23 protein-coding genes and 4 pseudogenes are annotated in these 25,330 nt (G+C 70.3%); 11 read left to right on the top strand and 16 right to left on the bottom strand.

Annotated elements, in window-relative coordinates; genetic code table 11:
- Positions 1-13: 13 nt before the first annotated feature.
- The 7 genes from OG410_RS03850 to OG410_RS03820 all read right to left on the bottom strand — a co-directional run bounded on the left by OG410_RS03850 (position 14) and on the right by OG410_RS03820 (position 4,318).
- Positions 14-961, bottom strand: a complete 948-nt coding sequence (locus OG410_RS03850; RefSeq protein ID WP_329297799.1) for a TauD/TfdA dioxygenase family protein — start codon at positions 959-961, stop codon at positions 14-16.
- 382 nt (positions 962-1,343) lie between these two features.
- A complete protein-coding gene (locus OG410_RS03845) occupies positions 1,344-1,811 on the bottom strand; it encodes a peroxiredoxin (RefSeq protein ID WP_329297798.1) in 468 nt (155 codons plus the stop codon).
- Positions 1,808-2,188 carry a DoxX family protein gene (locus OG410_RS03840; RefSeq protein WP_329297797.1) on the bottom strand — a complete coding sequence of 127 codons (381 nt, stop codon included), beginning with the start codon at positions 2,186-2,188 and terminating at the stop codon, positions 1,808-1,810. Before OG410_RS03840 ends, OG410_RS03845 begins: the two co-directional genes overlap by 4 nt.
- A gap of 323 nt (positions 2,189-2,511) precedes the next feature.
- Positions 2,512-2,991: a cell envelope biogenesis protein OmpA gene (locus OG410_RS03835; protein ID WP_329297796.1), complete on the bottom strand. Its 480-nt coding sequence runs from the start codon at positions 2,989-2,991 to the stop codon at positions 2,512-2,514.
- A 108-nt stretch (positions 2,992-3,099) separates the two neighbouring features.
- Entirely contained in the window at positions 3,100-3,405 is a 306-nt protein-coding gene (locus tag OG410_RS03830) for a hypothetical protein (RefSeq protein WP_329297795.1), read from the bottom strand.
- A gap of 108 nt (positions 3,406-3,513) precedes the next feature.
- On the bottom strand, positions 3,514-3,948 hold the full coding sequence (locus OG410_RS03825; protein WP_329297794.1) for an ATP-binding protein: 435 nt from the start codon (positions 3,946-3,948) through the stop codon (positions 3,514-3,516).
- 109 nt (positions 3,949-4,057) lie between these two features.
- On the bottom strand, positions 4,058-4,318 hold the full coding sequence (locus OG410_RS03820; protein WP_326789774.1) for a WhiB family transcriptional regulator: 261 nt from the start codon (positions 4,316-4,318) through the stop codon (positions 4,058-4,060).
- 265 nt (positions 4,319-4,583) lie between these two features.
- On the opposite strand from OG410_RS03820, the gene OG410_RS03815 reads away from it, so the two are divergent.
- The gene (locus tag OG410_RS03815; protein WP_329297793.1) at positions 4,584-5,288 is read left to right on the top strand and encodes a GAF and ANTAR domain-containing protein; all 705 of its coding nucleotides are present in this window, start codon (positions 4,584-4,586) and stop codon (positions 5,286-5,288) included.
- Between the two features lie 54 nt (positions 5,289-5,342).
- Here OG410_RS03815 and OG410_RS03810 read toward each other — a convergent pair whose 3' ends face one another.
- Complete coding sequence (locus tag OG410_RS03810) at positions 5,343-6,557, bottom strand: phospholipase D-like domain-containing protein (RefSeq protein ID WP_329297792.1); 1,215 nt, start codon at positions 6,555-6,557, stop codon at positions 5,343-5,345.
- Positions 6,558-7,023: 466 nt separating this feature from the next.
- Here OG410_RS03810 and OG410_RS03805 point away from each other — a divergent pair, with 466 nt between their 5' ends.
- Positions 7,024-7,440: an ATP-binding protein gene (locus tag OG410_RS03805; RefSeq protein WP_329297791.1), complete on the top strand. Its 417-nt coding sequence runs from the start codon at positions 7,024-7,026 to the stop codon at positions 7,438-7,440.
- A 125-nt stretch (positions 7,441-7,565) separates the two neighbouring features.
- On the opposite strand, the gene OG410_RS03800 is transcribed toward OG410_RS03805, so the two are convergent.
- Positions 7,566-8,753, bottom strand: a complete 1,188-nt coding sequence (locus OG410_RS03800; RefSeq protein ID WP_329297790.1) for a PP2C family protein-serine/threonine phosphatase — start codon at positions 8,751-8,753, stop codon at positions 7,566-7,568.
- Between the two features lie 129 nt (positions 8,754-8,882).
- Here OG410_RS03800 and OG410_RS03795 point away from each other — a divergent pair, with 129 nt between their 5' ends.
- Positions 8,883-9,359, top strand: coding sequence for a MarR family winged helix-turn-helix transcriptional regulator (locus OG410_RS03795; protein WP_329297789.1), 477 nt, complete (start codon positions 8,883-8,885; stop codon positions 9,357-9,359).
- Here the strand turns inward: OG410_RS03795 and OG410_RS03790 are convergent.
- Entirely contained in the window at positions 9,356-9,712 is a 357-nt protein-coding gene (locus OG410_RS03790) for an STAS domain-containing protein (protein WP_329297788.1), read from the bottom strand. The two genes, OG410_RS03795 and OG410_RS03790, sit on opposite strands and share 4 nt — an antisense overlap.
- A gap of 195 nt (positions 9,713-9,907) precedes the next feature.
- Here OG410_RS03790 and OG410_RS03785 point away from each other — a divergent pair, with 195 nt between their 5' ends.
- From OG410_RS03785 to fxsT, 5 genes and pseudogenes are all read left to right on the top strand, one after another.
- Positions 9,908-10,369: a MarR family winged helix-turn-helix transcriptional regulator gene (locus tag OG410_RS03785; RefSeq protein WP_443063706.1), complete on the top strand. Its 462-nt coding sequence runs from the start codon at positions 9,908-9,910 to the stop codon at positions 10,367-10,369.
- A 146-nt stretch (positions 10,370-10,515) separates the two neighbouring features.
- Positions 10,516-11,410: pseudogene (locus tag OG410_RS03780) on the top strand (ABC transporter ATP-binding protein).
- A pseudogene (locus OG410_RS03775) lies at positions 11,370-12,012 on the top strand (ABC transporter permease); the annotation flags it as partial. The pseudogenes OG410_RS03780 and OG410_RS03775, both read left to right, overlap by 41 nt.
- Positions 12,013-12,161: 149 nt before the next feature.
- The gene (locus OG410_RS03770; protein ID WP_329297787.1) at positions 12,162-12,443 is read left to right on the top strand and encodes a hypothetical protein; all 282 of its coding nucleotides are present in this window, start codon (positions 12,162-12,164) and stop codon (positions 12,441-12,443) included.
- Entirely contained in the window at positions 12,440-15,376 is a 2,937-nt protein-coding gene (gene fxsT, locus OG410_RS03765) for an FxSxx-COOH system tetratricopeptide repeat protein (protein WP_329297786.1), read from the top strand. Before OG410_RS03770 ends, fxsT begins: the two co-directional genes overlap by 4 nt.
- Positions 15,377-15,617: 241 nt before the next feature.
- Here the strand turns inward: fxsT and OG410_RS03760 are convergent, their stop codons facing one another.
- The gene (locus OG410_RS03760) at positions 15,618-15,965 is read right to left on the bottom strand and encodes a hypothetical protein (protein ID WP_329297785.1); all 348 of its coding nucleotides are present in this window, start codon (positions 15,963-15,965) and stop codon (positions 15,618-15,620) included.
- On the bottom strand, positions 15,962-17,194 hold the full coding sequence (locus tag OG410_RS03755) for an IS701 family transposase (RefSeq protein WP_329304008.1): 1,233 nt from the start codon (positions 17,192-17,194) through the stop codon (positions 15,962-15,964). Before OG410_RS03755 ends, OG410_RS03760 begins: the two co-directional genes overlap by 4 nt.
- A gap of 167 nt (positions 17,195-17,361) precedes the next feature.
- On the opposite strand from OG410_RS03755, the gene OG410_RS03750 reads away from it, so the two are divergent.
- Positions 17,362-17,766, top strand: a complete 405-nt coding sequence (locus OG410_RS03750; RefSeq protein WP_329297784.1) for a type II toxin-antitoxin system PemK/MazF family toxin — start codon at positions 17,362-17,364, stop codon at positions 17,764-17,766.
- 308 nt (positions 17,767-18,074) lie between these two features.
- On the opposite strand, the gene OG410_RS03745 is transcribed toward OG410_RS03750, so the two are convergent.
- The 3 genes and pseudogenes from OG410_RS03745 to OG410_RS42520 all read right to left on the bottom strand — a co-directional run.
- Positions 18,075-19,418, bottom strand: coding sequence for a chloride channel protein (locus OG410_RS03745; protein WP_329297783.1), 1,344 nt, complete (start codon positions 19,416-19,418; stop codon positions 18,075-18,077).
- 112 nt (positions 19,419-19,530) lie between these two features.
- A complete protein-coding gene (locus OG410_RS42525) occupies positions 19,531-19,791 on the bottom strand; it encodes a DUF7144 family membrane protein (RefSeq protein WP_443063874.1) in 261 nt (86 codons plus the stop codon).
- Between the two features lie 67 nt (positions 19,792-19,858).
- Positions 19,859-20,014, bottom strand: a pseudogene (locus tag OG410_RS42520) (DUF7144 family membrane protein); the annotation flags it as partial.
- A gap of 314 nt (positions 20,015-20,328) precedes the next feature.
- Between OG410_RS42520 and OG410_RS03735 the strand changes: the two are divergent.
- A pseudogene (locus OG410_RS03735) lies at positions 20,329-20,568 on the top strand (ABC transporter permease); the annotation flags it as partial.
- A 115-nt stretch (positions 20,569-20,683) separates the two neighbouring features.
- Positions 20,684-22,321, top strand: coding sequence for an MFS transporter (locus OG410_RS03730; protein ID WP_329297782.1), 1,638 nt, complete (start codon positions 20,684-20,686; stop codon positions 22,319-22,321).
- Positions 22,322-22,521: 200 nt separating this feature from the next.
- Here the strand turns inward: OG410_RS03730 and OG410_RS03725 are convergent, their stop codons facing one another.
- Positions 22,522-25,254 (bottom strand): SpoIIE family protein phosphatase, encoded by a 2,733-nt coding sequence (locus OG410_RS03725; RefSeq protein ID WP_329297781.1) that lies wholly within the window; start codon positions 25,252-25,254, stop codon positions 22,522-22,524.
- Positions 25,255-25,330: the final 76 nt, after the last annotated feature.

Genomic DNA, 25,330 nt, shown 5'->3' with positions numbered 1-25,330 from the left:
CCGCGGCCCGCGCTCACCAGCGGCCGGGCTCGCTGCCCACGATCGGCGCCGACGGCTCACCGTCCACCCCCCTCGGGACATCACCGGCCAGCATCACCCGGTGCATGACCCGCGGGTGGTCGAGGTGGGCGGTGTCGCTCGGTGCCAGATGGATGGTGGCCCGGTTGTCCCAGAAGGCGACGCTGCCCGCCTCCCACCGGAAGCGGACCGTGTACTCGGGCCGGGTCGCCTGCTCCAGCAGCATCTCCAGCAGCGCCCGGCTCTCCGGCCGGGACACCCCCAGGATCTGCTCGATGTAGTAGCCGTTGACGAACAGCACCCGCTCACCCGTCTCCGGGTGCGCCCGCACCAGCGGGTGGTCGGTGGCGATCTGACGGTCCAGGAGATGACGGACGTACGCGTCGTCGCCCGCCCGGCTCTGGTACCCGACCCCGAGCCGGTGCTCGGCGCGCAGGGTGTCGACGAAGGCGCGCACGGGAGCGGAGAGGCCCGCGTAGGCGACGGCCAGGTTCGACCAGGTCGTGTCGCCGCCGTACGGGGGCACGGTGTCGGCGCGCAGAATCGTCGCGGCCGGCGGATCGACCCGGGCGCCGTGGTCGCAGTGCCACCCGCGCAGCAGCGAGTGACGGCGCCTGCGCAGCCATTCCTCGTGGTCCATGCCGTAGCGCCCGCCCAGTTCGAGACGGTCGGCCGTCGTCTCGATCTCGGGGAACTCCACGGGCGACGCGCTGCCCCGGGAGCGGAGACGGACCGGAGTTCCGAAGCGGCGCGCGAAGGCGACGTGCGCGGCGTGATCGAGCCGCTGGCCGCGGAAGAACAGGACCTTCCAGCGCAGCACCGCCGCCCGGATCGCGGCCACGACCTCGTCCGTCAGCGGTTCCGCCAGGTCGACTCCCGTGATCTCGGCGCCGATGTGTCCCGCCGCCGGCCTCACTTCGAGGGATGTGACCTGGTCCGTCATGGGGCCTCCGTGGTTCGTGTGTCCGGCTCTTCGGCTCCAGGATGGCCGTTCGGCCGGCAACGGGACAGGCCGCCTCGCGAGCGGTGCCGGCTGCAGGGTGCCGGTCGGGGGACGGCGGTGCGCGGGGGCGGCGGGCCTCGCTCGGGCAGGGCGGGCGCTTGGGCAAGGCAGGGCGGGCGTTCGCGCGCGGGCGCACACGGGAGGCGCGCGGCGCGCACGGGGTGTGTCCGGTGTCCCCCACGTCACCGGGTCGCACTCCCTGTCGGCGGACACGGGCCGTACCGAGAATGGGGCACAGTGAACGGGGCCCGCCCTCCATCCGCATAGGGGTGGGGCCCGTTCACTCCGTACAGGGGCCGTGCGCGAGGCGCCCCGGGACCTCTCAGCCCTTGTGCTCGCGCAGCGCGGCCAGAGCGCGGTCGGCGTGGGCGCTCATGCGCAGTTCGCTGCGGACCACCTCCAGGACGGTGCGGTCCTTCGCGATGACGAAGGTGACCCGCTTGGTGGGGGCGAGCGAGAAGCCCCGCTTCACCCCGAACCGCTCCCGCACGGCTCCGTCGACGTCGGACAGCAGCGGGAAGCCGAGCGTGTGACGGTCGGCGAACTCCTGCTGCCGGTCGACCGCGTCACCGCTGATCCCGACCGGCCGCGCGCCGGCGGCCGTGAACTCGGTGGCCAGATCGCGGAAGTGGCAGGCCTCGGCGGTGCAGCCGGAGGTGAGGGCCGCGGGATAGAAGAAGAGCACCACCGGCCCCTCGGCCAGCAGCTCGGACAGGCTCCGCGTCGCCCCGGTCTCGTCCGGCAGCGCGAAGTCCTCGACCTTGTCGCCCACGTTCACCTGAGATGTCATGACTGTCCCTTTCCGGACCGGGCGACTTGGCGCGCCCACAGTACGAGCGGCACCTGGAGCGGGAGCCGTGCCAGGGCCGCCGCCCTGAGGGGCGCGGGGCGGTCGCGCCAGTCCGCGGCCATCTTGACGTTGGCGGGGAGGACCCCGACGAAGAACGCGGCGGTGGCGAGCGCGGCGACCCTGCGCGTCCGGGGGAGTGCCACCCCTGCCGCCAGGGCGAGTTCGGCGGCGCCGCTCACGTACGTCCAGGTCCTGGGCGCTCCCGGGAGAGCGCGCGGGATGATGGCGTCGAACTGCCGTGGTGCGGCGAAGTGGGCGACGCCCGCGGTGGCCAGAAGGCCTGCGAGCAGCAAGGGTGATCGTTCGGGCCGTGGCACGGTTCCTCCTCGGGGGGCCTGCCCGCGGATATTACTGCAGAGTAAGTGCCAGTGGTACGGGTGGGACCCGTCGGTCGGCCGTCGTTCGGATGGCGTCCGCATGCCCTCTGCGTGTCGTCCGCATCCCCTCCACGTGCCGTCCGCGTGCCGTCCACGTGCCGTCCGCGTGCCGTCCACGTGCCGTCCGCGTGCCGTCCACGTGCCGTCCGAGGGCCGGAGCGGGGAGTCGGGACGTCAGGGCGTACCGGCGGGGCGTACCGGCCGGGAGTCGGGTGTCAGGGCATGACGGCAGGGAGTCCGGTGCCAGGGCGTGCGGCAGGGAGTCAGGCCGTCAGAGCATGCCGGAAGCCGCTCGCGGCCATCCCCTCGCTCCGACCGGTCGCTTCGTTCCGTCCTGTTCCCTCACTCCGCCCCGTTCCCTCACCCCGTCCGGTCGCCTCGCCTCGGCCCACGGCGGTCGTACGTGCCGGGGCCTGGACCGCGTACGTGGTCTTCGCGGGGTCGACGAGCGGGTCGCCGAGCGTGATCCGTCCCGCCGCGTGCAGCGCGTCGCACTCGTCGGTGGGCAGGGCGACATAGCAGCCGCCGCGCCCGGTCGCCGGATCGAAGGGAAGCCAATAGCCGTACCGACGGCGGCCGTTGGCATGCACGGTGAGGCGGACGGGGAACCGGCGCTGGGTGATCAGACGCAGGATCTCGGCACCTTCGGGGCCGAGCGGGGCGGGCGTGCGGGGCAGCGGCCGCACCATGGTCACCGGCCTCCGATCGGCGCTCGCGGCACGGAGGTGCGGGGTCGGCGTCATGTGCGGGCGGCCTTTCGACGGACGGACGGGATCACACGGCACGGGTGCGGTGATCTTCTGGCTGACCAGCATTGTTCCGTACGGGACTGACAACGGGGAAGGAATGGCTCAGCCACGTCGTGTCGGTGCCTGTGCGTGATGGGACCGGGCGGCGAGCTGGCCTTGGACGAAGGGGTCCGTGGCGGGGTCGTAGGACCCGGCGTGGTCGGCCAGGGTCTCGGTGATCCGCTCCCATTCGTCCAACTCCGTCTGTGTGTCGGGCGCCGTCCCGCCGGCGGACGGGTTCTCCTCGGCCGCCTTCCTCGCGTCGTCGAGGGCCGCCTTCGCCCGGTGATGGTTCATCCCGGTGGCGGTGCGGCGCACCCGGTCCCACACCGCATGCTCACGCTCGGACGGCTCCGGCTCCTGACTCAACGCTCCACCTCGATCGTGCGACGGAACAGCTTCCTCACCGCAACCGTGTGCCCATGCCGCGCGGAACGACACCTCCGCGTCGGCGTGCGCGGCGCGGGTACCGTTCCGTCACCAGGGCAGGAACGCGTGGACGTCCTTGCCGTCGGGCCGCACGATCACGCTCACCTGGTCGCAGAGCGCGTGGACGAGATGCCAGCCGATGCCGCCCCCGCCCTGGGACGGGCGGAAGCGGCGTGGCGCGGGCGGGGTGGTGCTGGTGTCGTGGAGCGTCACGTGCACACCGCCGATGGTGGGACGCATCTGGAGCTCGAAGGGGCCGGGAGCGTACTGGATCGTGTTCGCGGCGAGTTCGGTGACCACCAGCAGGATGTCGTCCCAGTGCTCGGCCGCCGAGGGCGGTGTCGCTCGCGCGAGGGCCCGCAGATAGCCGTCCGCGGCCAGCCGCGCGTCGGACACGTTGCGCAGCTCGCCGCCGAACGCGCTGGTGAACGTCCCCAGTTCCCCGTACGACGACTTCCTGTTCCGGCTCGGATCGATCTCCATCGTGCCCTTCGTTCGGATCTCGTCGGCGGAACGTCTCTCGCTGCGCCGCGACCCGGTCGTCTGCTCCGAACCCGGCCCTGTGGCGAGGCCCGGTGCTGCCCCTCCCGCGCTACGCGGAGGTGTTCCGGGAGCGCCCACGGGAGCGGCGCCGCGCCAGCGCGCGCCGTTCGGCCTCGCTCGTACCACCCCAGACTCCGACGGTCTGGCCCGTGTCCAGGGCCCAGCGCAGGCACTCCTCACGGACCGGGCAGCCCGCGCAGACCGCCTTCGCCTCCTGGATCTGGAGCAGCGCGGGTCCGGTGCTCCCGATGGGGAAGAACAGATCGGGGTCAACGGTGCGGCAGGACGCGCCTTCGCGCCAGTTCTCCATGCGAGCCTCCTGATCGAGTCGAACGCGTTCTTCGGAATCCGGTCCCTTCCCGGGTCACCCTTGATCCGCCGGATGAAACAGGGGAGTCGTGCAAAGATCCCGTGGATACTGGAGCGGCCGTACGGGGAGGCCGCGCCGTACGGCGGGACGCGCCCGGGCCGGCGAACGGACGTCACTCGACCGCCACGGGCGGGGGTGTACCGGGGTGTCACAATGGAAACCCGGGTGAAGGCTGGTTTCGCTTCGACGGATGATCGGATGACCCATGACGCAGGAGCCCGGCGAGGTCTGGGAGAAGTTTGCCGTCGCCCTGGCGGACATGGCACGGGACCTGCTGGCGCAGGACTCGGTGCAGGCGACCTTGGACCGGATCGTGGAGCACGCGACGGTGCTGATCAACGGCTGCGACGAGGGCGGCATCCTCACGGTCCGCCGCGGCGAGGTCAGGGCCCTGGCCGCGACCAATGACGTCGTGCGCATGGCGGACCGGATCCAGCAGGACCTGCGGGAGGGCCCGTGCTTCGACGCGGTGACCGAACGGGAGCAGCTCTACGCCATCGAGGACCTGGGCCGGCCGCACGAGAAGTGGTCCCGCTTCGCGCCCGAACTGAGAAAGCTGGGCATGGGCAGCATGATGGGCTTCCTGCTCTTCACCGACGAGGACGAACTCGGCGCTCTCAATCTGTACTCGCGCCGTCCGAACATGTTCGACGAGTCGGCCCAGCGCGCCGGCTGGGTCCTGGCCTCGCACGCCGCGGTCGCCCTGTCCTCGGCCCGTACGCACCAGCAGCTCGGCCATGCCCTGGAGACCCGCCACGAGATCGGTGAGGCGATGGGCATCCTCATGGAGCGGCACGGCCTCAGCGAGGAGGACGCCTTCGCCGTGCTGAAGAAGGCCTCCCAGGACCACAACATCAAACTCCGGGAGATCGCCCGCAAGGTCTGCGAGACCGGCGAGCGGCCCCGCTGACCCCCTCACCGATCCCGTCCGGGCCCGGCCGGACCAGGGTTTGTCCGACAATTCCTAGAGGAAACGGCGCAGGGGTACGACGGCCAGCTCCTTGGCGCGCTGGACCGGGGACCTGCGCCGCCAGCGGGTCGGATCGATGCCCACGGCGTTCTCCCGGTCCTCGTCGAAGTCCCGGTCGAGGGCCGCGGTGAAGGCCTCGTCGAGGACGGCCAGCATGACTTCCTCGTCGTGCTCCATCGAGCGGCGGTTGAAGTTGGTGGAACCGATCAGGGAAGCCACCCCGTCCACTGTCATGATCTTGGTGTGGAGCATGGTCGGCTGGTACTGGCGTATCTCGACACCGGCGGCCAGCAGCGTGCCGTAGTGGTTCTGGCCGGCGAGCTGACAAGCCCGCTGGTCGGTGTACGGACCGGGCAGCAGGATCTCCACCCGGACACCGCGGCGCGCCGTCACGCACAGCAGGTCGACGAAGTAGGTGTCGGGAGCGAAGTAGGCGGTGGCGAGGCGGAAGCGTTCCTCGGCGGAGCCGAGCATCACCCGGATGAGGGTCTGCATGTCCTGCCAGCCGAAACTGGCCGAGCCCCGCACCACCTGCACCGTCGCCGTGCCCGGCTGACCGTGCCCGGTGAAGCGGTCCCGGTCGTCGAAGAGCTCGTCGTGGCACTCCGCCCAGTTCTGCGCGAACGCGGCGGCGATGCCGTCCACGGCCGGCCCCCGCACCTTGACGTGCGTGTCCCGCCACTCGGAGGGACCGCGGGCGTCCCCGCACCATTCCTCGGCGATACCCACGCCGCCGGTGAACGCGGTGTGCTCGTCGACGACGAGCGCCTTGCGGTGACAGCGGTGGTTCTGCTTCAGGGGCGAGAGCCACAGCGGCTTGCGGAACCACGCGACCTGCACACCTGCCGCGGTCATGGACCGTAGCAGGTCCCCCTCGATCCGCTTCGCGCCGAAACCGTCCAGCAGGAGCCGCACCCTGACACCCGCCCGCGCCCGGTCGGCCAGCGCGGCGGCGAAGTCACGGGCTATCTGCCCGCGCCAGTAGACGAAGGTCATCATGTCGATGGTGTGCTCGGCGGACCGCACCGCGTCGAGCATCGCGGCGAAGATCCGGTCGCCGTTGCGCAGGGGAACCAGCTCATTTCCCTCGGTGGCGGCGATGCCGATCAGCCGTTCCAGGCGTCTGCGGAACCGCTGCTTGCGGCGACGCGCCTCCGCCGGGGCCACCGTTCCGTACGCCTCGACTCGTGCAGCGATGGTCTGGGACATCCGCAGTCTCCTGTTGTGCGTGCCGCGTTCCGACAGTCCGTGCCGCGTTCCGTCCGGTCGCCCCGGGCGGGTGCGGAGAAGTGCCGGGGTGGTGGCCCTGCCGGCCGCTGCCCGGTGAGGGCCACCACCCCGGCCGCTCGACCGTGCCGGCCTCGGGGTCGCCCGGCCCCGACGGCCGACACGGGAGCGATGTCGCCGAACCGCCCGTGGGCGTCCGGGACGCGTGCCTAGTGCCCCCGATCCGCCGCGGCAGTCCCGTGTCCCCGAGACCTTTCGCCGTGGGCCGGCCTCCGGGCGCCGTCTCGGAGGGGACGCCTGTGGACGGGGTGTGAAGCCGGGGATACCCGTGACATGGCCTCCGGAGGTCCGGGAACAAGGGGAGACAGCCTGCCCGGCACTTCGATCAGCGCGGAGGGGCGCCGCCGCGCGGCGCGCGGGCGGGACGTACGGCAAGGGAGGCGAAGGCATGACCACCGTCGAACCGTCCTGCGATCTCGATCTCGGTCCCGATCTCGGTGCGAGGCTCGAGCGGGATCCGCAGGCCGCCGTGCACGCCCGGCGGATGGTCCGCACGTTCCTCGGCGGCCTGCCGCGCGCCGTGCCGCGCGAGACAGCCGAGGCCGTCACGCTCGTGGTCTCGGAGCTCGTGACGAACGTGGTGCGCCACGCGCGCGGTCGGCTGTGCAGCCTGGACCTGAGGGACATGGGCCACGGGGTGGGCATCGCGGTCTCCGACGACGACCCCGAGCCGCCGCGCCCGAAGCGCCTCGACCTGACAGGACAGGGCGGCTTCGGCTGGCCGCTGGTGCACCGGCTGTCCGCCGAGCTGACCGTGCTGTCCCGCCCCGACGGCAAGACGGTCCACGCGGTCGTGAGGTTCTGACGAGTGCCGCTTCCGGCCGGGCCGGCGGGCGCCCGGCCGGCCCCGTCGGCGCCCGGCCGGCCCCGTCGGCGCCCGGTCCGGCCGCCTGAGCCGGTCATGGCCTCTCGGGCGGCCGCCCGAGTCGGCTATCGAGCTCCGTCGTGCCGGGCGCTCGCCGGGCCGTGCCAGTCGAGGCACACCACAAGGGCGTCGTCCTCCGGGCCGGGCCTGCCCCGGTGACCGGTCAGCTCCCGCAGGACGGCGCGGGGCACCTCCGTCGCGGGCAGCAGCCGGGTGGAGCTGATCGCCATGGCCAGGGCCTTCTGCCCGTACTTCTCGCCGCCCGGCCCGGCCACGGCGTGGACGCCGTCGCTCACGAAGAGGAGCCGGTCGCCGGGTTCCACCCGGAACTCCTGCACGAGGTAGTCGGTCTCCTCGAACATGCCGAGGGGCAACTGGGCCTCGAAGTCCACGCGTTCGACGGTCCGGCCGCGCAGCCGCAGCATCTGGGGCGACCCCGCGTCGATCACGCGCATCCGGCCGGTGGACAGCTCGAAGTCGAGCATGAGCACGGACAGATAGCGGTCGCCGCGGTACTGGGCGTGGACCGCCTGATCGGCGAGCGCCGCCTGGTCCGCGAGCGGGATGCCGGCCCGGCGCGCGTTGCGCAGGGCGTTGATGCCGAGACTGGTGAGCAGCGACGCCTCGATACCCTCGCCCATCCCGTTCGTCACGTAGAGGGACAGCCGCTCGGCGTCGGCCGACCAGTCGAAATTGTCGCCGAAGATCGCGTAGGCGGGTTCCAGCTGGGCGCCGAGCTCGTACTCGGGCCGGGAGCAGGAGCGGCCGGGCAGGAGCTGCCACTGCATCTCCGCGGCCAGGGTCAGCCGGTCCTTGCGGCGGGCCTGGAGGTACAGGTCGGTGTCGCGTTCGGCCACGAGCACCTCGTGGCCGAGGACCTCGGCGATGTCGGCGAGTTCGGCGACCGTGTCCGCGTCGCAGGCGGCGGAGGGCAGGACGACGGACAGGACGCCGAGCCGGTCGCCGCGGACCGTCACCGGGAGGTGTGTTCGTACGCCCCCGTCGCCGTGTTCCTCCACGAAGGGTTGCTGGGCGCCGAAGGCCCGGCCCTCGGGGCTGGTGTGCACCGGAATGGGTTCCAGGGTGTGGGGAAGCACCGAGACGGGCTGGAGCACGGTGAGCCCGTAGTCGGCCATGAAGAGTTCGACGGAATCGGCCGCGTAGTGACCGCACAGCACGTCACGGACCGCGTCCAGCAGCTGATGGGGCGCCGCGGTGCGCAGGGCACGCTCTGCGGCCACGAATCTGTTCACGATGTCGCACAGACCAATCTTTGAGAAGTTCAAGGAGTCCAAGGGATTCGAAGGCCGGTATCCACCCTTTCGTTCCTGGTGTCGCGCCGACAGGCTGACAGTGCCCGAGAAGACTGGGAGAGTTGGACGGTGACTTCCTCTGGCCCCCGTCCGCGCCGCAGCGAGGTGGCCCGCGTGACCGCGGAGGCCGCCGAGCTTCTGGAGATCCTCTGGGGCCGCGCCTCGACGGCCCCGGTCTCCGCCTCCCAGTTGCGGGTGCTGTTCATCCTGGAACACGGAGAGGGCATCAACCTGAGGACCCTGGCCGACGCGCTCGGCTCCACACCTCCCTCGACCAGCAGACTCTGCGACCGGCTGCAGGCCGTGGGGTTCGTCGAACGGGCACCGAGTGCCACCAGCCGCCGCGAGCTGCGCCTGTTCCTGAGCCCCCAGGGCCGGACCTTCCTCGCGGAACTGCGCGCACGGCGCGAGCGGGCCGTGGAAGCCGTCCTCGCGCAGATGCCGGCCGCCGGGCGGGAGGCGCTCGTGGAGGGGCTGGCGGCCTTCTGTGCGGCCGCGGCCGCACAGCTCCACGAGGCGGACCCCGTCGAGGCCCGCTCCGCCTAGTGCCGCGCTGTCCTTTCTCCGATGTGGACCAGTGCGGCGTCCACATCGGCCACCGACGGTATGGCGAGGCTGACGCCCGTGAGATCCAGAACGCGCTGGACGGCCGGCGCCGGGGACACGAGGCACACTCCGCCTCCCGCACGTCCGGCGGCGTCGTGGGCCTTGAGCAGGGCGTTGATGCCGGAGGAGTCCATGAAGGGGACCGCGGACAGGTCGAGCAGCAGGTGCCGCCGGCCCCCGCGTATCTGGTCGGCCAGTCGGTGGTGCAGCTCGGGGGCTGTCTCGACATCCAGTTCCCCGGCCACGGTGACCAGGGCGATGCCCTCGCCGTACAAGGTCGCGTCGATGGTCACAGGAGCCTCTTCGGCCGGCACGGTTACCTCCAAGGGGAACTGACCCGTCGGGATCCACCCGGCGCTGGGGTACGCCGGTGAGCAGGTCAACGGTTACCCCCCGAACCGAGGTGCACACCTGGGGTATCGCCGCCGGACCCGGTCTCTTGATCCTCCCTTTCCCGAATTACCTCTGACACAGAGGTAATTCGGACCGTGAAGTCGGAGTCGGAGAGTTTCCCCGAAGCCCTGGCGGACACCCTGGCCGGTTTGCGGCGGCTGATCAGACGGCGGCTGCGCCGCGGCACGGCCGGACCGGGCCTGCGCGGTGCCGAGGCCGATCTGCTGCGCCTGGTCGTCGACCGGCCTGGCATCGGTGTGTCGGAGGCGGCCAAGGAGCTGTATCTGGCGGGCAATTCGGTCTCGACGCTGGTCAACCGGCTGGTCGCGGACGGTTGTCTGGTCCGCGAGACCGACCCGGCCGACCGGCGCGCCGCCCGGCTGCTGTCCACCCCGGCGGCCGATGCCCGGTTGCGCGACTGGCGGCAGCGGCGCGCGGTGCTCGTACGCGCCCAGGTGGCGCGCCTCGACGCGGCCGACCGTGCCGCGCTGGAGGCCGCTCTTCCGGCCCTGCGCAAACTGGCGGCGAACCTGCACGAGGAGGCCGAGGAGACATGACAGGGCACAGCAGCGGACGCGGGGAACCCGCACGGCAGGAGAACCCGGAACCCCGACGCGACGAGGCGGACCCGGCCGGTGACCGGGCGGACGCGCCCCGAACGCCGGTCCCGGCCACCGCGGTGGATGCCGACGCCGACGCCGTGATGACGGGAGCGGCCGCGGACGGCGGCTGCGCCGCGCCTGCCCCGTGCTCGGCCCCGGACGCCGTGTCCTGCGCGGGACTCGTGTACGCCTTCGGCGAGATGACCGCCGTCGACGGTCTCGACCTCGCCGTCCGTGACGGTGAAGTGTTCGGACTGCTCGGTCCCAACGGCGCAGGCAAGACGACGGCGCTCCGCTGCATCACCACGCTGCTGCCGGTCCCCTCGGGAAAGGTCCGTGTCTTCGGGCACGACGCCACCCGTGAACGCATGGCCGTACGACGCCTGTTGGGCTACGTGCCGCAGCAACTGTCCGCCGACTCCGGGCTCACCGGCAGGGAGAACGTGCTCCTGTTCGCCCGCGTCTTCGACGTGTCCCGGCGTGAGCGCGCGGCCCGTGTGGCCCAGGCGCTCGACGCGGTCGGCCTCACCGATGTGGCCGACCGCCTCGCCAGGACGTACTCCGGAGGCATGGCGCGCCGCCTGGAACTCGCCCAGGCCCTGGTCAGCGCGCCGCGGCTGCTGATCCTGGACGAGCCGACCATCGGCCTCGACCCGATCGCCCGCACCAGCGTGTGGGAGCACATCAACGCCGTACGGGCCGCCACCGGGATGACCGTCCTCGTGACGACCCACTACATGGACGACCCACTACATGGACGAGGCCGACCAGTACTGCGACCGGGTCGCGCTGATGCACCGCGGACGCGTCCGCGCGCTCGGCACCCCACAGCAGCTCAGGGCGGGGCTCGGCGAGCGCCGCGGGATCGACGGCGACGCCGAACCGCCCACGCTGGAAGACGTCTTCCGCGATATTGCCGGCAGTGGACTCGACGACCGATCAGGAGACTTCAGCGATGTCCGAAGCACCCGCCGTACCGCTTCCCGCGTCGGCTGAGAGCGTCCGCCCCGGGAGCCTCGATCTGCTCGTGACCCCGCCAGGGCCCGCACGGGCCGGCACGTGCTGCCCGCCCGGGTCGCCGCGATGTGCGCGGTCGAGCTCCAGAAACTCCGCCACGACCGCACCGAGCTGTACACGCGGGCGATCCAGCCGGCGCTCTGGCTGCTGATCTTCGGCGAGACGTTCACCCGGATCCACGCGATCCGACCGGCGGGATCCCCTACCTCGACTATCTGGCGCCGGGCATCGTCGCCCAGTCCGCCATGTTCATCGCCATCTTCTACGGCATCATGATCATCTGGGAGCGGGACGCCGGCACCCTCACCAAACTCCTCGTCACCCCCACACCCCGCTCCGCGCTCATCACCGGCAAGGCGTTCGCCGCCGGAGTGAAGGCGCTGATCCAGGCCGTGGTGGTCGTCGTGATCGCCGCGCTGCTCGGGGTGGCGATGACCTGGAACCCGCTGCGGCTCCTCGGAGTGGCCGTGGCCGTCGTGCTCGGTTCGGCGTTCTTCTCCTGCCTGTCGATGACGATCGCGGGCATCGTGCTCACCCGCGACCCGCTGATGGGCATCGGGCAGGCCATCGCGGTACCGCTTCCAAATGCCGGGGAACGGTCTGGAGTGATGCGGATCTGCTCTGGTGCCGGATCGCCGGAACTGGGTGAGTCGTGCCTGGCGTCGTGGAAGCATGGTCGGTTCGCTGATGGTGTGTGAGGGGGCGTCAGATGGGTCGGGCGGGGCGTTGGTTGCTGGTGATCTTTGGGTCGTTGGTGGTGTTCGGGTTGTGTGTGCTGTTGGGCGATCTGTTGTTGCCGTGGGATCAGTCGACGCGGATCGGGACGGGTGCGGGTGTCGGCGCGGTCATCGCGGGTGTGTTGGGGGCTTGGGCATCGTCCGTGATCGGTTCTTCGGCTTCACCGGCTGCCACAACGCCTGCAACGTCGACTGCCTCGGGTGAGCGGGCGGTGGCCACGCAGGACAATTCCGGGGTGATCATCACGGGGGACAACGGCACCGTTCAGCGATGACCGAGACACCCACACCACCTGCTTCCGGGGGACGGTCAGCCGCTGCGGGCAACAGCTCTGGCGTCATTGCCACCGGCGACCAGGTCCGGATCGAGCAGCGAAACGTCGTGCTCCCTCCCGGCGCCCTGCAGGCTGCAGTCCCTGACGACTCGATAGCCCGGCTGAACAATCTGCCGGAACCGGACAGTCGAGTCTTCGAAGGCCGTAACGAAGCACTTGCTGCTTTGCGGGATTTACCGTCGATGGGGACGGGGATCGTCACCCAGACCGTGCGGGGAATGGGCGGGGTCGGCAAGAGCACCCTGGTTCTTCACCACGCCCACGCCTGCTTGACGGCTGGTCATGGTCCGGTGTGGTGGATCAATGCCGCATCCACCGCCACTATCACCGCCGGCCTTGCTTCTCTCGCCACTGTCATCGACCCGCTGCACGCGGCGCTGCCGCTGGACGAGGCAGCAGACTGGGCCGTTGCCTGGCTGCAGGGGCGCACGGGATGGCTGCTGGTCTTCGACAACGCGGAAGAGCCCGCCGACCTTCACGCTTACCTCGGCCGGCTCAGCACTGGTCAGACCCTGGTCACCACGCGCCGGGACCTGCCTTGGCGCGACCTCGGCACCCCACTCTGCCTCGACACGCTCACCCCCGACGCCTCCCTGAAGGTGCTGCAGGAGATCACCGGACGTCGTGCCGACAGGGACGCTGCAGAGCTGATCGAACTGGCCGAGGAACTCGGGAATCTGCCCCTGGCCCTGCAGCAGGCTGGCGCCTACCTGGCGCAGACCCGCACCACCGCAGCCAGCTACCTCACTCAAGTACGCGCCGACCCGGCCGGTGTGCTCGCAACCGCGCCCCCCGGCGATTCCCAGCAGCGCGCCATCGCCCAGTTGTGGAGCGTCACCTTCAGTGCCGTACACGCTGAAGACCGGCACGCGGTCGAGTTGCTGAGGACGTTGGCCTACTGCGCCCCCGATCCCTTGCCTCGCCGCGTACTCACTACTGCCCTACCCGCGATTCGGGACGTAGATCACGCACTGGGTGTGCTTGCCGCATACAGCCTGATCACCCTCACAGACCTCACAGTAACCGTCCATCGCCTCGTCCAGACCGTGCTGCGCTGCACCACCCCCGCGCCCGCCCCAAGATTGCAGTCCCGCGGAATCCGGCGACTGCTCCGCCGGACCCGGCCTCTCACCCCGCAGCACTCGAGCGAAACCGCCCTGAACCTGCTGCATGCCGCAATGCCATCGGGTAGTCCAGAGGACGTGCAGAGCTGGCCGGAATGGCAAGAACTCCTGCCCCACGTAGAAGCAGTAAACACGCACTGCCATGGCACTGAAACGATCTCGAACCTTGCTGAGCTGCTGGGCCAGACTGCGTTCTATCTGACCGCGCGCGGCCAAGCCGCTCAAGCCCTGCCGTTGGAGGAGCGGGCGCTGGCCATCACCGAGGCGACACTTGGCCCCGACCACCGGGACACCGCCCTGCGCCTGGGCAACCTCGCCGGCACGTTCAGCGATCTGGGGCGTCACGCCGAGGCCTTGCCGTTGGAGGAGCGGGCGTTGGGCATTACGGAGGCTGTCCTCGGCCCTGACCACCCCGTCACTGCCATCCGCTTGAACAACCTCGCCAGCATGTTCAATGCGCTGGGGCGTCATGCCGAGGCCTTGCCACTGGCGGAGCGGGCGCTGGCCATCACCGAGAACGCCCTCGGCCCCGACCACCCCACCACCGCCCTGCGCCTGGGCAACCTCGCCAGCACGTTCAGCGATCTGGGGCGGCACACCGAGGCCTTGCCGTTGGAGGAGCGGGCGTTGGGCATCACGGAGGCCGCTCTGGGCCCCGACCACCCCACCACCGCCATCCGCCTGAACAACCTCGCCAGCATGTTCAGCGATCTGGGGCGTCATGCCGAGGCCTTACCGTTGGCGGAGCGGGCGTTGGGCATCACGGAGGCTGTCCTGGGCTCCGACCACCCCGACACTGCCCTGCGCCTGGGGAACCTCGCCAGGACGTTCAATGCGCTGGGGCGTCATGCCGAGGCCTTGCCGCTGGTAGAGCGGGCGTTGGGCATCACGGAGGCTGCTCTGGGCTCCGACCACCCCGACACTGCCCTGCGCCTGGGGAACCTCGCCAGGACGTTCAATGCGCTGGGGCGTTACGCCGAGGCCTTGCCGCTGGTAGAGCGGGCGTTGGGCATCACGGAGGCCGCTCTGGGCTCCGACCACCCCACCACCGCCATCCGCCTGGGGAACCTCGCCAGGACGTTCAATGCGCTGGGGCGTCGCGACGAGGCTCTGCCACTGGAGGAGCGGGCGTTGGGCATCACGGAGGCCGCTCTGGGCCCCGACCACCCCACCACCGCCATCCGCCTGGGGAACCTCGCCAGGACGTTCAATGCGCTGGGGCGTCGCGACGAGGCTCTGCCACTGGAGGAGCGGGCGTTGGGCATCACGGAGGCCGCTCTGGGCCCCGACCACCCCACCACCGCCATCCGCCTGGGCAACCTCGCCAGCACGTTCAATGCGCTGGGGCGTCGCGACGAGGCTCTGCCACTGGTAGAGCGGGCGTTGGGCATCACGGAGGCCGCTCTGGGCCCCGACCACCCCACCACCGCCATCCGCCTGGGCAACCTCGCCAGCACGTTCAATGCGCTGGGGCGTCACGCCGAGGCTCTGCCACTGGTAGAGCGGGCGTTGGGCATCACGGAGGCCGCTCTGGGCCCCGACCACCCCACCACCGCCATCCGCCTGAACAACCTCGCCAGCACGTTCAATGCGCTGGGGCGTCACGCCGAGGCTCTGCCACTGGTAGAGCGGGCGCTGGCCATCACCGAGGCCGCCCTCGGCCCCGACCACCCCGACACCGCCCACTGCCTGGACAACCTCAGTGCGATCCGTGCAGCGCTGGAAGACCTAACAAGGGACGAACCCTAGCTACGACCTGCGCGCCAAGAGCTGGAGAATGCTCAAAATGTTGCATTTGTCGAGGTGTTGCGCGCAGCGCCAAGAGATCCCAAGACTTATAGCTTGGCGCGTCCGCCTATGGTCACAGGTGCAGTCGAAGACCGAGCCCTTGGTGATGTTCTAGGGAGTCACGGCTTGACCCACATGTTGGCACCGGGTGGCACGTTCAAATCGCGTTCATGCCCGCTTCGGGCGTGGGCTGGTGCACGTTTTAGGCACATCGGACGTGCTGACAGCGAGACTTTCGGCGACGGCAAACACCTTGTGAACAGGGATTGACCCAGGCGAACGCGGTCAGTCCGGTTACCTTGAGGATCTGCCCTTCCTCGATGCCCTTCGGCTCATCGGCGACCGCGATCTCGATGACGGAGATACGCCGTCCGTCCTGCCGCACCGTGACGGCGACCGTGTAGATCGTGTTGCCGTCCCGGTCCTTCTTCACCTCCTGTGTCTTGAAGTTGCTGATCAGGGTGCGAGCTGAGGACTCGAATGGAGTCCGTTGCGAGCGTCGAACTCGGCGCTCTCGGCTTGTACTCCAGCCGTAGATCGTGATCTTCATGCCTGAGTGGCTTGTCGACGGTAGTGGCTGGCCTGGGATCGGGCCTGGTGGCGGTGCCGCCAGTCGGACCAACCGAGCCGGTGGGCGGCATCGTGGACGGGTCGGACAACGAGTGTGATGAACAGGCGCTGGATCTCGTTGCAGGTGAGCGGAATGAGGGCATCGGGTGCGGGGCGGGTGTGCTCGTCTGCGCGTACGACGGCGAGGAAGGCGTGCGCGAGCATGGCGAGGGTGACCCAGCGGGACCAGGAGGCATAGCGGCGGACCTGGTGCTCGTCGAGTGCGGCCAGGCCCTTGCCCGACTGGAAGAACTCCTCCACCCGCCATCTTGATCCAGCGACTCTGACCAGCACGGTCAGCGGCACGGGTGCGGGCGAGTGGCAGCGGTAGTAGGCGAGTTCGCCGGTGCTGCGGTTACGGCGGATCAGCAGCTGACGACTCCCGGGTCGGGGGTCGGCGAGGTCGATGACTGCCCAGTCGTAGAAACGGTGGCCCTTGGTCCCGGCCCCTGCGGAGAGTTTCTGCCAGGCCCGCTTGGGCACCTTCTTGGCCAGGGTGTCCGCACGGAACCTCCCCGCACCGGTGGTGACTTCGTGTGAGCAGGCCACCGCGAGGACGTAGCCGGTGCCGCGTTCCTTTAGTGCGGTTCGCAGCCTGGGGTTGCCGCCGTAGAACTCGTCGCCGGCGACCCATGCGGCCTGGTGGCCGGCGTCCAGGAACCGGGCAACCATACGAGTGGCCAGTTCCGGCTTGGTGGCGAAGGCGGTGTCCTGGTCGAGTCCGGCATCCCGGCAGCGGTCAGGGTCGGAGGTCCATGAACGCGGGACGTACAGTTCCCGGTCCACTGCCGCGTGCCCGCGCCGGCCGGCGTAGACCAGGTAGACGGCGACCTGGGCATTTTCGATCCTGCCCGCGGTGCCGGTGTACTGGCGCTGGACGCCGACCGTGCCGGTGCCCTTCTTCACGTCCCCGGTCTCGTCGACCACCAGTACCGCCTGGTCGTCGTGCAGGTGGTCCACCACGTAGTCACACACATCGTCGCGGACCCGGTCGGCTTCCCACTTGGCCCGCCCCAGCAGATGCTGCATGCCGTCCGGGGTCCTCTCCCCGGCCCATTCGGCGATGGTCCAGCAGTTCTTGCGCGGCAGGTCCGACAGCAGTCCGAGCACCAACTTCCGGACCCGGAACCGGGGTTCGACCCGTGTGAACCGTCCCGCTATCCGGCTCATCAGGCCCTCGAACGCCTCCTGCCAGCGGGCAGGGTCTACGCTGTGACCTGCGGCCACCGCGTGATCGTTTGTCTTCACACGCCGATGATCAACGGGTGGCCGCACCCGTCTCCACAGCGCGTCGGACTCGCGCAGCGTCCGCCCGCCGTCCTGTGTCAGGAGGACATGTGCAACGTGGCGAAGTCTGGTGGGTGGAGTTCGACGAGCGGCGGCCGGTCGTGCTGCTGTCGGGAGACGACGCGTCCGGGATCCGGGTGATGCAGGTCGTCGCTCGGGCGGGTGTCGACATCACCGGTCTGGGCGTCGAAGTGGCAGTAGGCGCCGTGGAAGGACTGCCCTTTGAAGGCGTGCTTCGGTTCGCGTTCCCGCGTCCGGGCTTTACCCCTTGCACGTGGCTGACCACCGTGTCCCGGGACGACCTGATCGAGCGGGCGGGCGCCCTGTCCTCCGTGAAACTCAGCGAGATTGAGAACGCCCTCCGTCTCGGTGAGCAGGCGAAGGAGTGGACCCCGGCGACGACCGCGAAGCTCAGCGAGATAAGGAACGCCCTCCGTCTCGGTGGACTCGGGTAGGCGGAGAAGGAAACGGACGCCCGCGACGGCGTGGTCGGTCTCGTCCAGATGATCGACGCTGCCAGCTGCCTCCTCGGCGCCCCTCACGATCGAGATCACGAACTACGGCTGGAGTACTTGGGAGGCTTTGGGCCCACGGCGGCAGCCCTCCGATCTGCGTTGGACTGGTGGTGGTGGTGGTGGTGGGGGGTGGGGGGGGGCTGTGCTGCCGCCTACAACCGGTCTCCGCTGCTCCCTGTGGTTCCCCGCAGTATCGGGCACGCTGTCTGGCACGCCTGCCGCGCTGGTCGTCGACCCGTCCTGCAAGGTCACGGGACGGCTGGCCTGTCGGGTTTCCGCTCGCCGAGTTGAGGAGTTTCGGGCTTGGCAAGTCGGAGAGTCAGTACGTATGCGACGACCACGGCCACGATCACCAACGGCATCACGGTCAGTCCCACGGTACCCAGGAGCAGGGTGGCCAACAGGACTGAGGTCATCGGCAGTTTGAGCATGGCGACGCTCAGGGCGCCCATGCCGAGCGCGAAGCCGGTGGTGGCGTCGAGGCCGGGGAGGTGGGACATGGCCAGCCCGCCCGCACCGCCGACGAACAGGGACGGGAAGACGGGACCTCCCCGGAAGGCGCTGAGGGAGGCGCTGTATGCGAGGGACTTGAACAGGACGAGGAGCAGCAGAGTGCCGAGGGAGTAGGTGGCGTGGTCGGCCAGGAGGGGGCCGATGGTGCTCTCGCCGGAAAACAGCACTCCGGAGATGGGTTTACCGGTGATGGTGGTGTAGAGCAGGGCGAACAGTCCGATGCATACGCCCATCGCTACGGTGAGGGGCAGCCTGCGCCGTTGGACGTGCTTCTGCAGGTGCTGGCCGGAACGGCGGATGGCCTCGCCGAGGATCGCGGCGGCGAGGCCGGCGAGGATCGCCCAGCCGAACGCGGCGAGTGTCGGCCGGTCGGCGGGCGGCACCTGGGTCATGGACAGGGAGTAGGTGCCCAGTCCGGTCCAGTTGTCCAGGCCGGTGAAGATCAGGGAGCCGACGCCCGCGGCGAGCAGTCCGGGCACCAGCACGACGCCGAGCATCGGGCCGGCCAGGCCGGAGGCTTCCATGAGCAGGAACGCTCCGAGCAGGGGTGAGCCGAGGAGTTCACTGATCGCCGCGAAGCTGCCCGCTGCTGCGACGACGGCAAGGCCGGTGGGAGGGGTGTCGCGTTTCAGCATCCGGATCGCCCCGACCGCCAGTCCGCCGCCGAGGGCGATGAGCGGGGCCTCCGGGCCGAGGACGGCACCGAAGCTGAGCGTGGCGATCGCGGCGAGGGCCACGCCGGGCACTGCCGTCACCGACGGTGTACCGCCGGTCTTGAGTCCTTCGGCCGGCTCGTGCCCGCCCTTTCCGGGCAGATGACGGATGGTGAGGGCGACGATCGCGCCGGCCACGGCGAGCAGGGGCACGGCCCACCAGTCCGGTGTTCCGCTGAAGCCGAGGCCCTTGGGCAGGTCCTCGTAGAGCAAGGACTGGAGTTCGGAGACGAGAGCGAGGAACCCGTAGGCCACGCAGGAGATGGGGACGCCCAGCACGGCCGAGATCACCAGCAGGGAGATGTAGCTGCGGCTGCGGACGATTTCGAGCGGGTTCTGTGGGGCGGTGGCGGGTCCGGCCGACATACGCATCCATTCCTCGCAGACGGGACTGGGGCCGCAGGTTCGGGCAACCCGCATCAGGTGTTACCACGGGGCAGGGAATCACCCGGCTGCGGTGCTCGCGAGACCGCAGCGTTCACCCGTTTGAGCAGTTCGGGTGAGCCAACTGTCCGTCACGATGGTCTCGTCGGCGGCTGTGCTGGTGTTGGCCAGAGGTCATACGCTCACAGTGCGACGGTTGGCTCCGCTGGTCACAGACGGGGTGGCGCACGCCTTGTTGATGCCACGTCGGTCTTCCGCGTCGTCCCGGCGCAGAGCGCCAGATGACGAAGATGTCGATGGCGATCAGCACGAGAGCCCAGAACGGGTAGTACGGAAGCCACGGGAAGTTCGCGATCAGGGCTGAGCCCTACGACTACGACGCCCACGGTGCGGGCCCACACCGCGCCGCCGACGAGAGCCACGCCAGCCAGCAGGATGAGGACGCCCAGGATGAGGTGTATCCAGCCCCAACCGGTCGTGTTCAACTGATACGCGTAGTCGCGTGTGACGACGATCAGGGCATCCTTCGCGATGGCGGCGATTCCCTGGAAGATCGCCAAGATGTTGCTGAAGATCATCAAGACGGCGGCGAATAGGTCCAGCCGATGGCGAACGGCCGCCGGGTCGTCTGGGCGCCCGTAGGTGCTTCTCTGGCATTGCTGGCCATTGGTTCGAGCCCGGGGCGCCCGCCAGCGGCTTCTTGCCAGTCGGGCAGACCGAGCTCTTGCGACATGCATCAGGGAGCTGCGGCCCCCTACGCGCTGACACGGCGTGGCAGGTTCAGACCGCGTCCGTTGTCCCGTTGGGCACAGGCTGGTACGCGCAAGAGGTGCATCGGCCGCTCTGGCATCCGGATGTCGATCGACAGCAAATACCTCGTGCACCGGCATTGACCCAGGCCATCACCATGCCCCTGTTCTTCGGCTCCAACGCCCTCTACCCGGTGGCCGTCATGCCCGGCCGGCTGAAGGCCGTCAGTCTGGTCAACCCGCTCAGCTACCAAGTCGACGCCCTGTGCGGCCTGTTGCTCGGAACGCCCGCGTACCTGGCCCTCGACTACGGTGTCCTGGCCGTGGCAGCGGCCCTCGGTGTCCTGTCCGCGTCGTCGCTGCCGGGCCGGCTGGCCAGGTGAGGCGGTGATCGGGGCCCCGCGCGTTGATCGATTGGTGGGGCCGGGCGGGCAGGCTTAACGTCGATGGGGTGAACACCCACGTTCGCCGCCGACCCGCGATGCAGGGCCATCCCCGATGACGGCCGGTCACGTGACATCCTCCGAGTCTGCCGAGTCCCCGCAGCGGGGCCGAGGCAGCGGTATCGCGCTCCTCGTCATCGCCTCCTGCCAGCTGATGGTGGTCCTCGACATCACCATCGTGAACATCGCGCTTCCGCACATCCAGACCTCGCTCGGTTTCTCGACCGAGAGTCTGTCCTGGGTGATCAACGCCTACACGCTGACCTTCGGCGGTCTGCTGCTGCTCGGCGGACGCTCCGGGGACATCCTCGGCAGACGCCGGGTCTTCATGTTCGGTGTGGTGCTCTTCGCCCTCGCGTCGCTGCTCGGCGGACTCTCCCAGGAATCCTGGCAGTTGCTCGCCGCACGCTCGCTGCAGGGCGTCGGCGGGGCCATCGCGTCGCCCACCGCGCTGGCGCTGATCACCACCACCTTCCGTGAAGGGCCGGAGCGCAACAGGGCGTTCGGCGTGTTCGCGGCCGTCTCCGCGGGCGGCAGCGCCATCGGGCTGCTGGCCGGCGGCATCCTCGTCGAGTGGCTCGACTGGCGCTGGGTGTTCTTCGTGAACATCCCCATCGGCCTGCTGATCGTGCTCGCCACGCCCCGCTACATCAAGGAGTCCAAGCGCCACCCGGGCCACTTCGACTTCCTCGGCGCCCTCACCTCCACGCTGGGCATGGTGCTGCTCGTCTACGGTTTCATCCGGGCCTCGGAGAAGGGCTGGAGCGACCCGGTGACCCTCGCGGCCTTCGGGGCGGCACTGGTGTTCCTGATCGCCTTCATCGCCGTCGAACGCCGGTCGAGACAGCCCATCACACCGCTGTGGATGTTCCGCGACCGCAATCGCTCGGGCGTCTACGCGATGATGCTGAGCCTCTCCGCCGCGATCTTCGGGATGTTCTTCTTCCTGACCCTGTTCGTGCAGAACATCCTGGGCTTCAGTCCGCTCAAGGCCGGCATCTCCTTCCTGCCGATCAGCGCGATCATCGCGATCGGCGCGGGAGTCGCCTCGAACCTGCTGCCCAGGTGGGGGCCGAAACCCTTCATGGCCGTGGGCGCGGTCCTCTGCGCCCTGGGCCTCGGCTGGCTGACACTGACCGACGTCGACAGCACGTATCTCGGCAGCATCCTCGGACCCACCCTCGTCTTCGGCTTCGGCATGGGTCTGCAGTTCGTGTCGCTGACGCTGATGGCCGTGTCCGGAGTCCAGCCCAAGGAGACGGGCGCCGCCTCCGGCATCCTCAACGCCACCCAGCAGGTCGGCGGATCCCTCGGCTTGTCCGTGCTGGTCACGGTCTTCGGCACGGCGAGCCGCAACGAGGCCACGAACCAGGTCGCGGACTTCCTGTCGACCGCGACCCCGGCCCAGCAACTGCAGTTCCGCAGGACGGGACAGCTGCCCGCGCCCTGGAGCGGACAGGTGCTGACGTCCGGCATCACGGGCGCGTTCGTCGCCGCCGCCGTTTTCGCGGTCTTCGCCGCGCTGGTCGCCCTGATCGTCATCCAGGTGCGCCCCTCCGACCTGGAGCGGCTCCAGGGAGGCGCCGCTGCCATGAGTCCGGCGGACGCGTCCGGCGACGCGGAGGGTGCCCCGACCGGCGCGAGTCCGGCGGGCGAGTCGGACGGCCGGGACGGACCGCCCGCGTCCGGCTGACCCGCCCGCGTCCGGCTGACCCGGGCCCGCCCCGGAGGCCGAGCCCGGGGCGGGCGCCCGAACCGCCCGACCGGGCCGAACCCCGGCACCCGACCGGGCCGAACCCCGGCAGGGAGCCCTGGTGTTTGCGCGGCGCGTCGCAGCCGTACGGCCGTGGCGGTGCCGCCGTCGTACTCCGCCGCCGGGAGCGTCCGCCCGGCTCAGGGCAGCGGCTGTTCCGCCCAGATGACCTTGCCCTCGGGCGTGTAGCGGGTGCCCCAGCGGTCGGTGAGCTGGGCGACCAGGAACAGGCCGCGCCCGCCCTCGTCCGTCGTCGCCGCGTACCGCAGATGCGGTGAGGTGCTGCTGCCGTCGAAGACCTCGCAGATCAGCGCCCGGTCCAGCAGCATGCGGACCCCGATGGGCCCGTTGCCGTAGCGGATCGCGTTGGTCACCAGCTCGCTGAGGATCAGCTCCGTGGTGAACGCCAGTTCGTCGAGCCCCCACCGGGCCAGCTGCCGGCTGACCGAGGCACGGACCTCGCCCACGGCGGCCGGTTCGGACGGCACCTCCCACGAGGCGATGCGGTCGGGGCCGAGAGCGTGGGTCCGGGCCACGATCAGGGCGATGTCGTCGCTCGGCCGGGCCGGGAGCAGGGCGCTCAGCACTGCCTGGCAGGTGTCCTCCGGCGAGCGGTCGGCTCCGGCCAGCGCCGTGCGCAGCAGTTCCAGCCCGACGTCGATGTCCCGTTCCCGGTCCTCGACCAGGCCGTCCGTGTAGAGCACCAGCCGGCTGCCCTCCTCCAGTTCCAGCTCGGCCGTCTCGAACGGCAGACCGCCCAGACCGAGCGGCGGGCCGGCCGGCACATCGGGGAACTCGACGCTGCCGTCCGGACGGATCACCGCGGGCGGCGGGTGTCCGGCGCGGGCGACGGTACAGCGCCGGGTCGTCGGGTCGTAGACGGCGTACACACAGGTGGCGCCCGTGACGGCGGCTCCGGTGTCGTCCGGGAGCTCGTCCTGGTCGATCCGGCCGACCAGTTCGTCCAGAAGACCGAGCAATTCGTCCGGCGGCAGATCGAGCGCGGAGAAGTTGTGGACCGCCGTACGCAGCCGGCCCATCGTCGCCGCGGCCAGCAGCCCATGGCCGACCACATCGCCGACGACGACCGCGACCCGGGCACCGGGCAGCGGCAGCACGTCGAACCAGTCGCCGCCGACCCCCGCCTGCGCCGGCAGATAGCGGTAGGCGAGGTCGAGGGCGCTCTGGTCGGGCAGGGTGCGCGGCAGCAGGCTGCGCTGAAGGGTCACGGCCATCGTGTGCTCGCGCGTGTAGCGGCGCGCGTTGTCGATGGAGACCGCAGCACGGGCGACCAGCTCCTCGGCGAGGGCGAGATCGTCCGCGTCGAACGGATCGGGCTTCTCGGAGCGCCAGAAATTGACCACGCCCATGACCAGGGGCCCGACGCGCAGCGGGACCGTGATGAGGGAGTGGATCCCGTAGTCGACGACCTGTGCGGTGCGCTGCGGGTCCTGGGCCAGCCAGCCCGGGGCACCGCCGAGGTCGGGCTCGACCACGGCCTCTCCGGTGCGCAGACTGTGGGCCTGGGGCGTGGAGGGGATGAACCCGATGTGCTCCCCGACCGGATAGAGCGGCGCGTCCTTGCGGATGCCGCCGGAGGCGGTGCGGCGCAAGCCGGCACCCGCGTCCGGCTCCTGGCCGTTGAGTACGGCGTCGGCCAGGTCCACGGTGACGAAGTCCGCGAACCGAGGGGTGGCGACCGCCGTCAGTTCCTCGGCCGTCCTGGTGACGTCCAGACTCGTCCCGATGCGCACGCCGGCGTCGTAGAGGATCTTGAGCCGTTCGCGGGCGATGTCCGCCCGGCCGGAGAGTGCGCGCAGTTCGGTCGAGTCGCGGAGCGTGGCGACGCTGCCGGCGGGCCCGCCGGGCAGGTCCGTGGGCCGCTGGTTGACGGCCAGGAGCTGGTCCCCGACGAGATGCACCTCGTCGGTGGCGACGCGCCCGGAGGCCAGCAGCTCCGCGGTGCCCGAGTCGAGACCGAGTTCCTGGACGTGCTGTCCCTCGGCGTCCGCGGGCAGACGGAGCAGGCGGTTCGCCTCGTCGTTGGCCAGGAGCAGATGCCCTTCCGCGCCGATGATGATCACACCTTCCCGGACGGAGTGCAGCACGGCGTCGTGGTGCTCGTACATCCGGGTCATCTCGTACGGGCCGAGGCCGTGCGTCTGGCGCAGCAGGCGCCGGCTCACCAGCGCGGTGCTCGCGGTCGCCAGGGCGAGCGCCACGGCGGCGGCGCCCAGCACCAGCGGCAGCTGGTGGTCGGCCGTGCCGCCCACGGTCGCCGTGGTGATCCCGGCGGACACCATGCCGACGACCGTGCCGTCGGGTGCCTTGACGGGGACCGTGGCCTGCACCAGCGGTCCGAGCGTCCCGGTGATCTGCTCGGTGACGGAATGCCCGGCCAGCACCGGAGCGGTGGTCCCGATGAACTTCTTGCCGATCCGGTCCGGCTTGGGGTGGGTGTAGCGGATCGCGTCGGTGTTCAGTACGACGATGAAGTCCACGTCCGACGCCTTGCGGGCGGCTTCGGCGCTGGGCTGCAGAAGGGCCGTCGGATGGGGGGCGCCGAGGGCCGCGCGTGTGCCGGGCGCGTTGGCGAAGGTCTCCGCGACGGCGAGCGAGCGGTTGCGGGCCTCCTGTGTGCTGTCATGCCGCACCTGGAGTACCAGTGCGACCACCGCGGCGACGACCAGGAGCAGCACGATCACCACTTGCAGGACGAACACCTGTCCGGCGACACTGCGCCCGCCCAGGGCGGAACGTAGCCCGTTGGACGGGCCGTTTCTGTGCTTGCCGTCGTGTGGCCCACGCTCATGTTGCGCTGTACTGGGGCGGCGGGTCGACTGAGCCCGGGTTCGACCCAATAGTCCGACCATGAGCTATGTCTACACTGCCCGGCGTCCGGTGGCGAGAGGCGTCACGTTCCGTGATCGTTCGCTACGCCGGTCGGCA

Origin of the sequence: Streptomyces sp. NBC_00659, assembly GCF_036226925.1 — a bacterium.
Lineage (GTDB): Bacteria > Actinomycetota > Actinomycetes > Streptomycetales > Streptomycetaceae > Streptomyces.
This window is presented reverse-complemented; position numbering and strand designations above follow the sequence as displayed.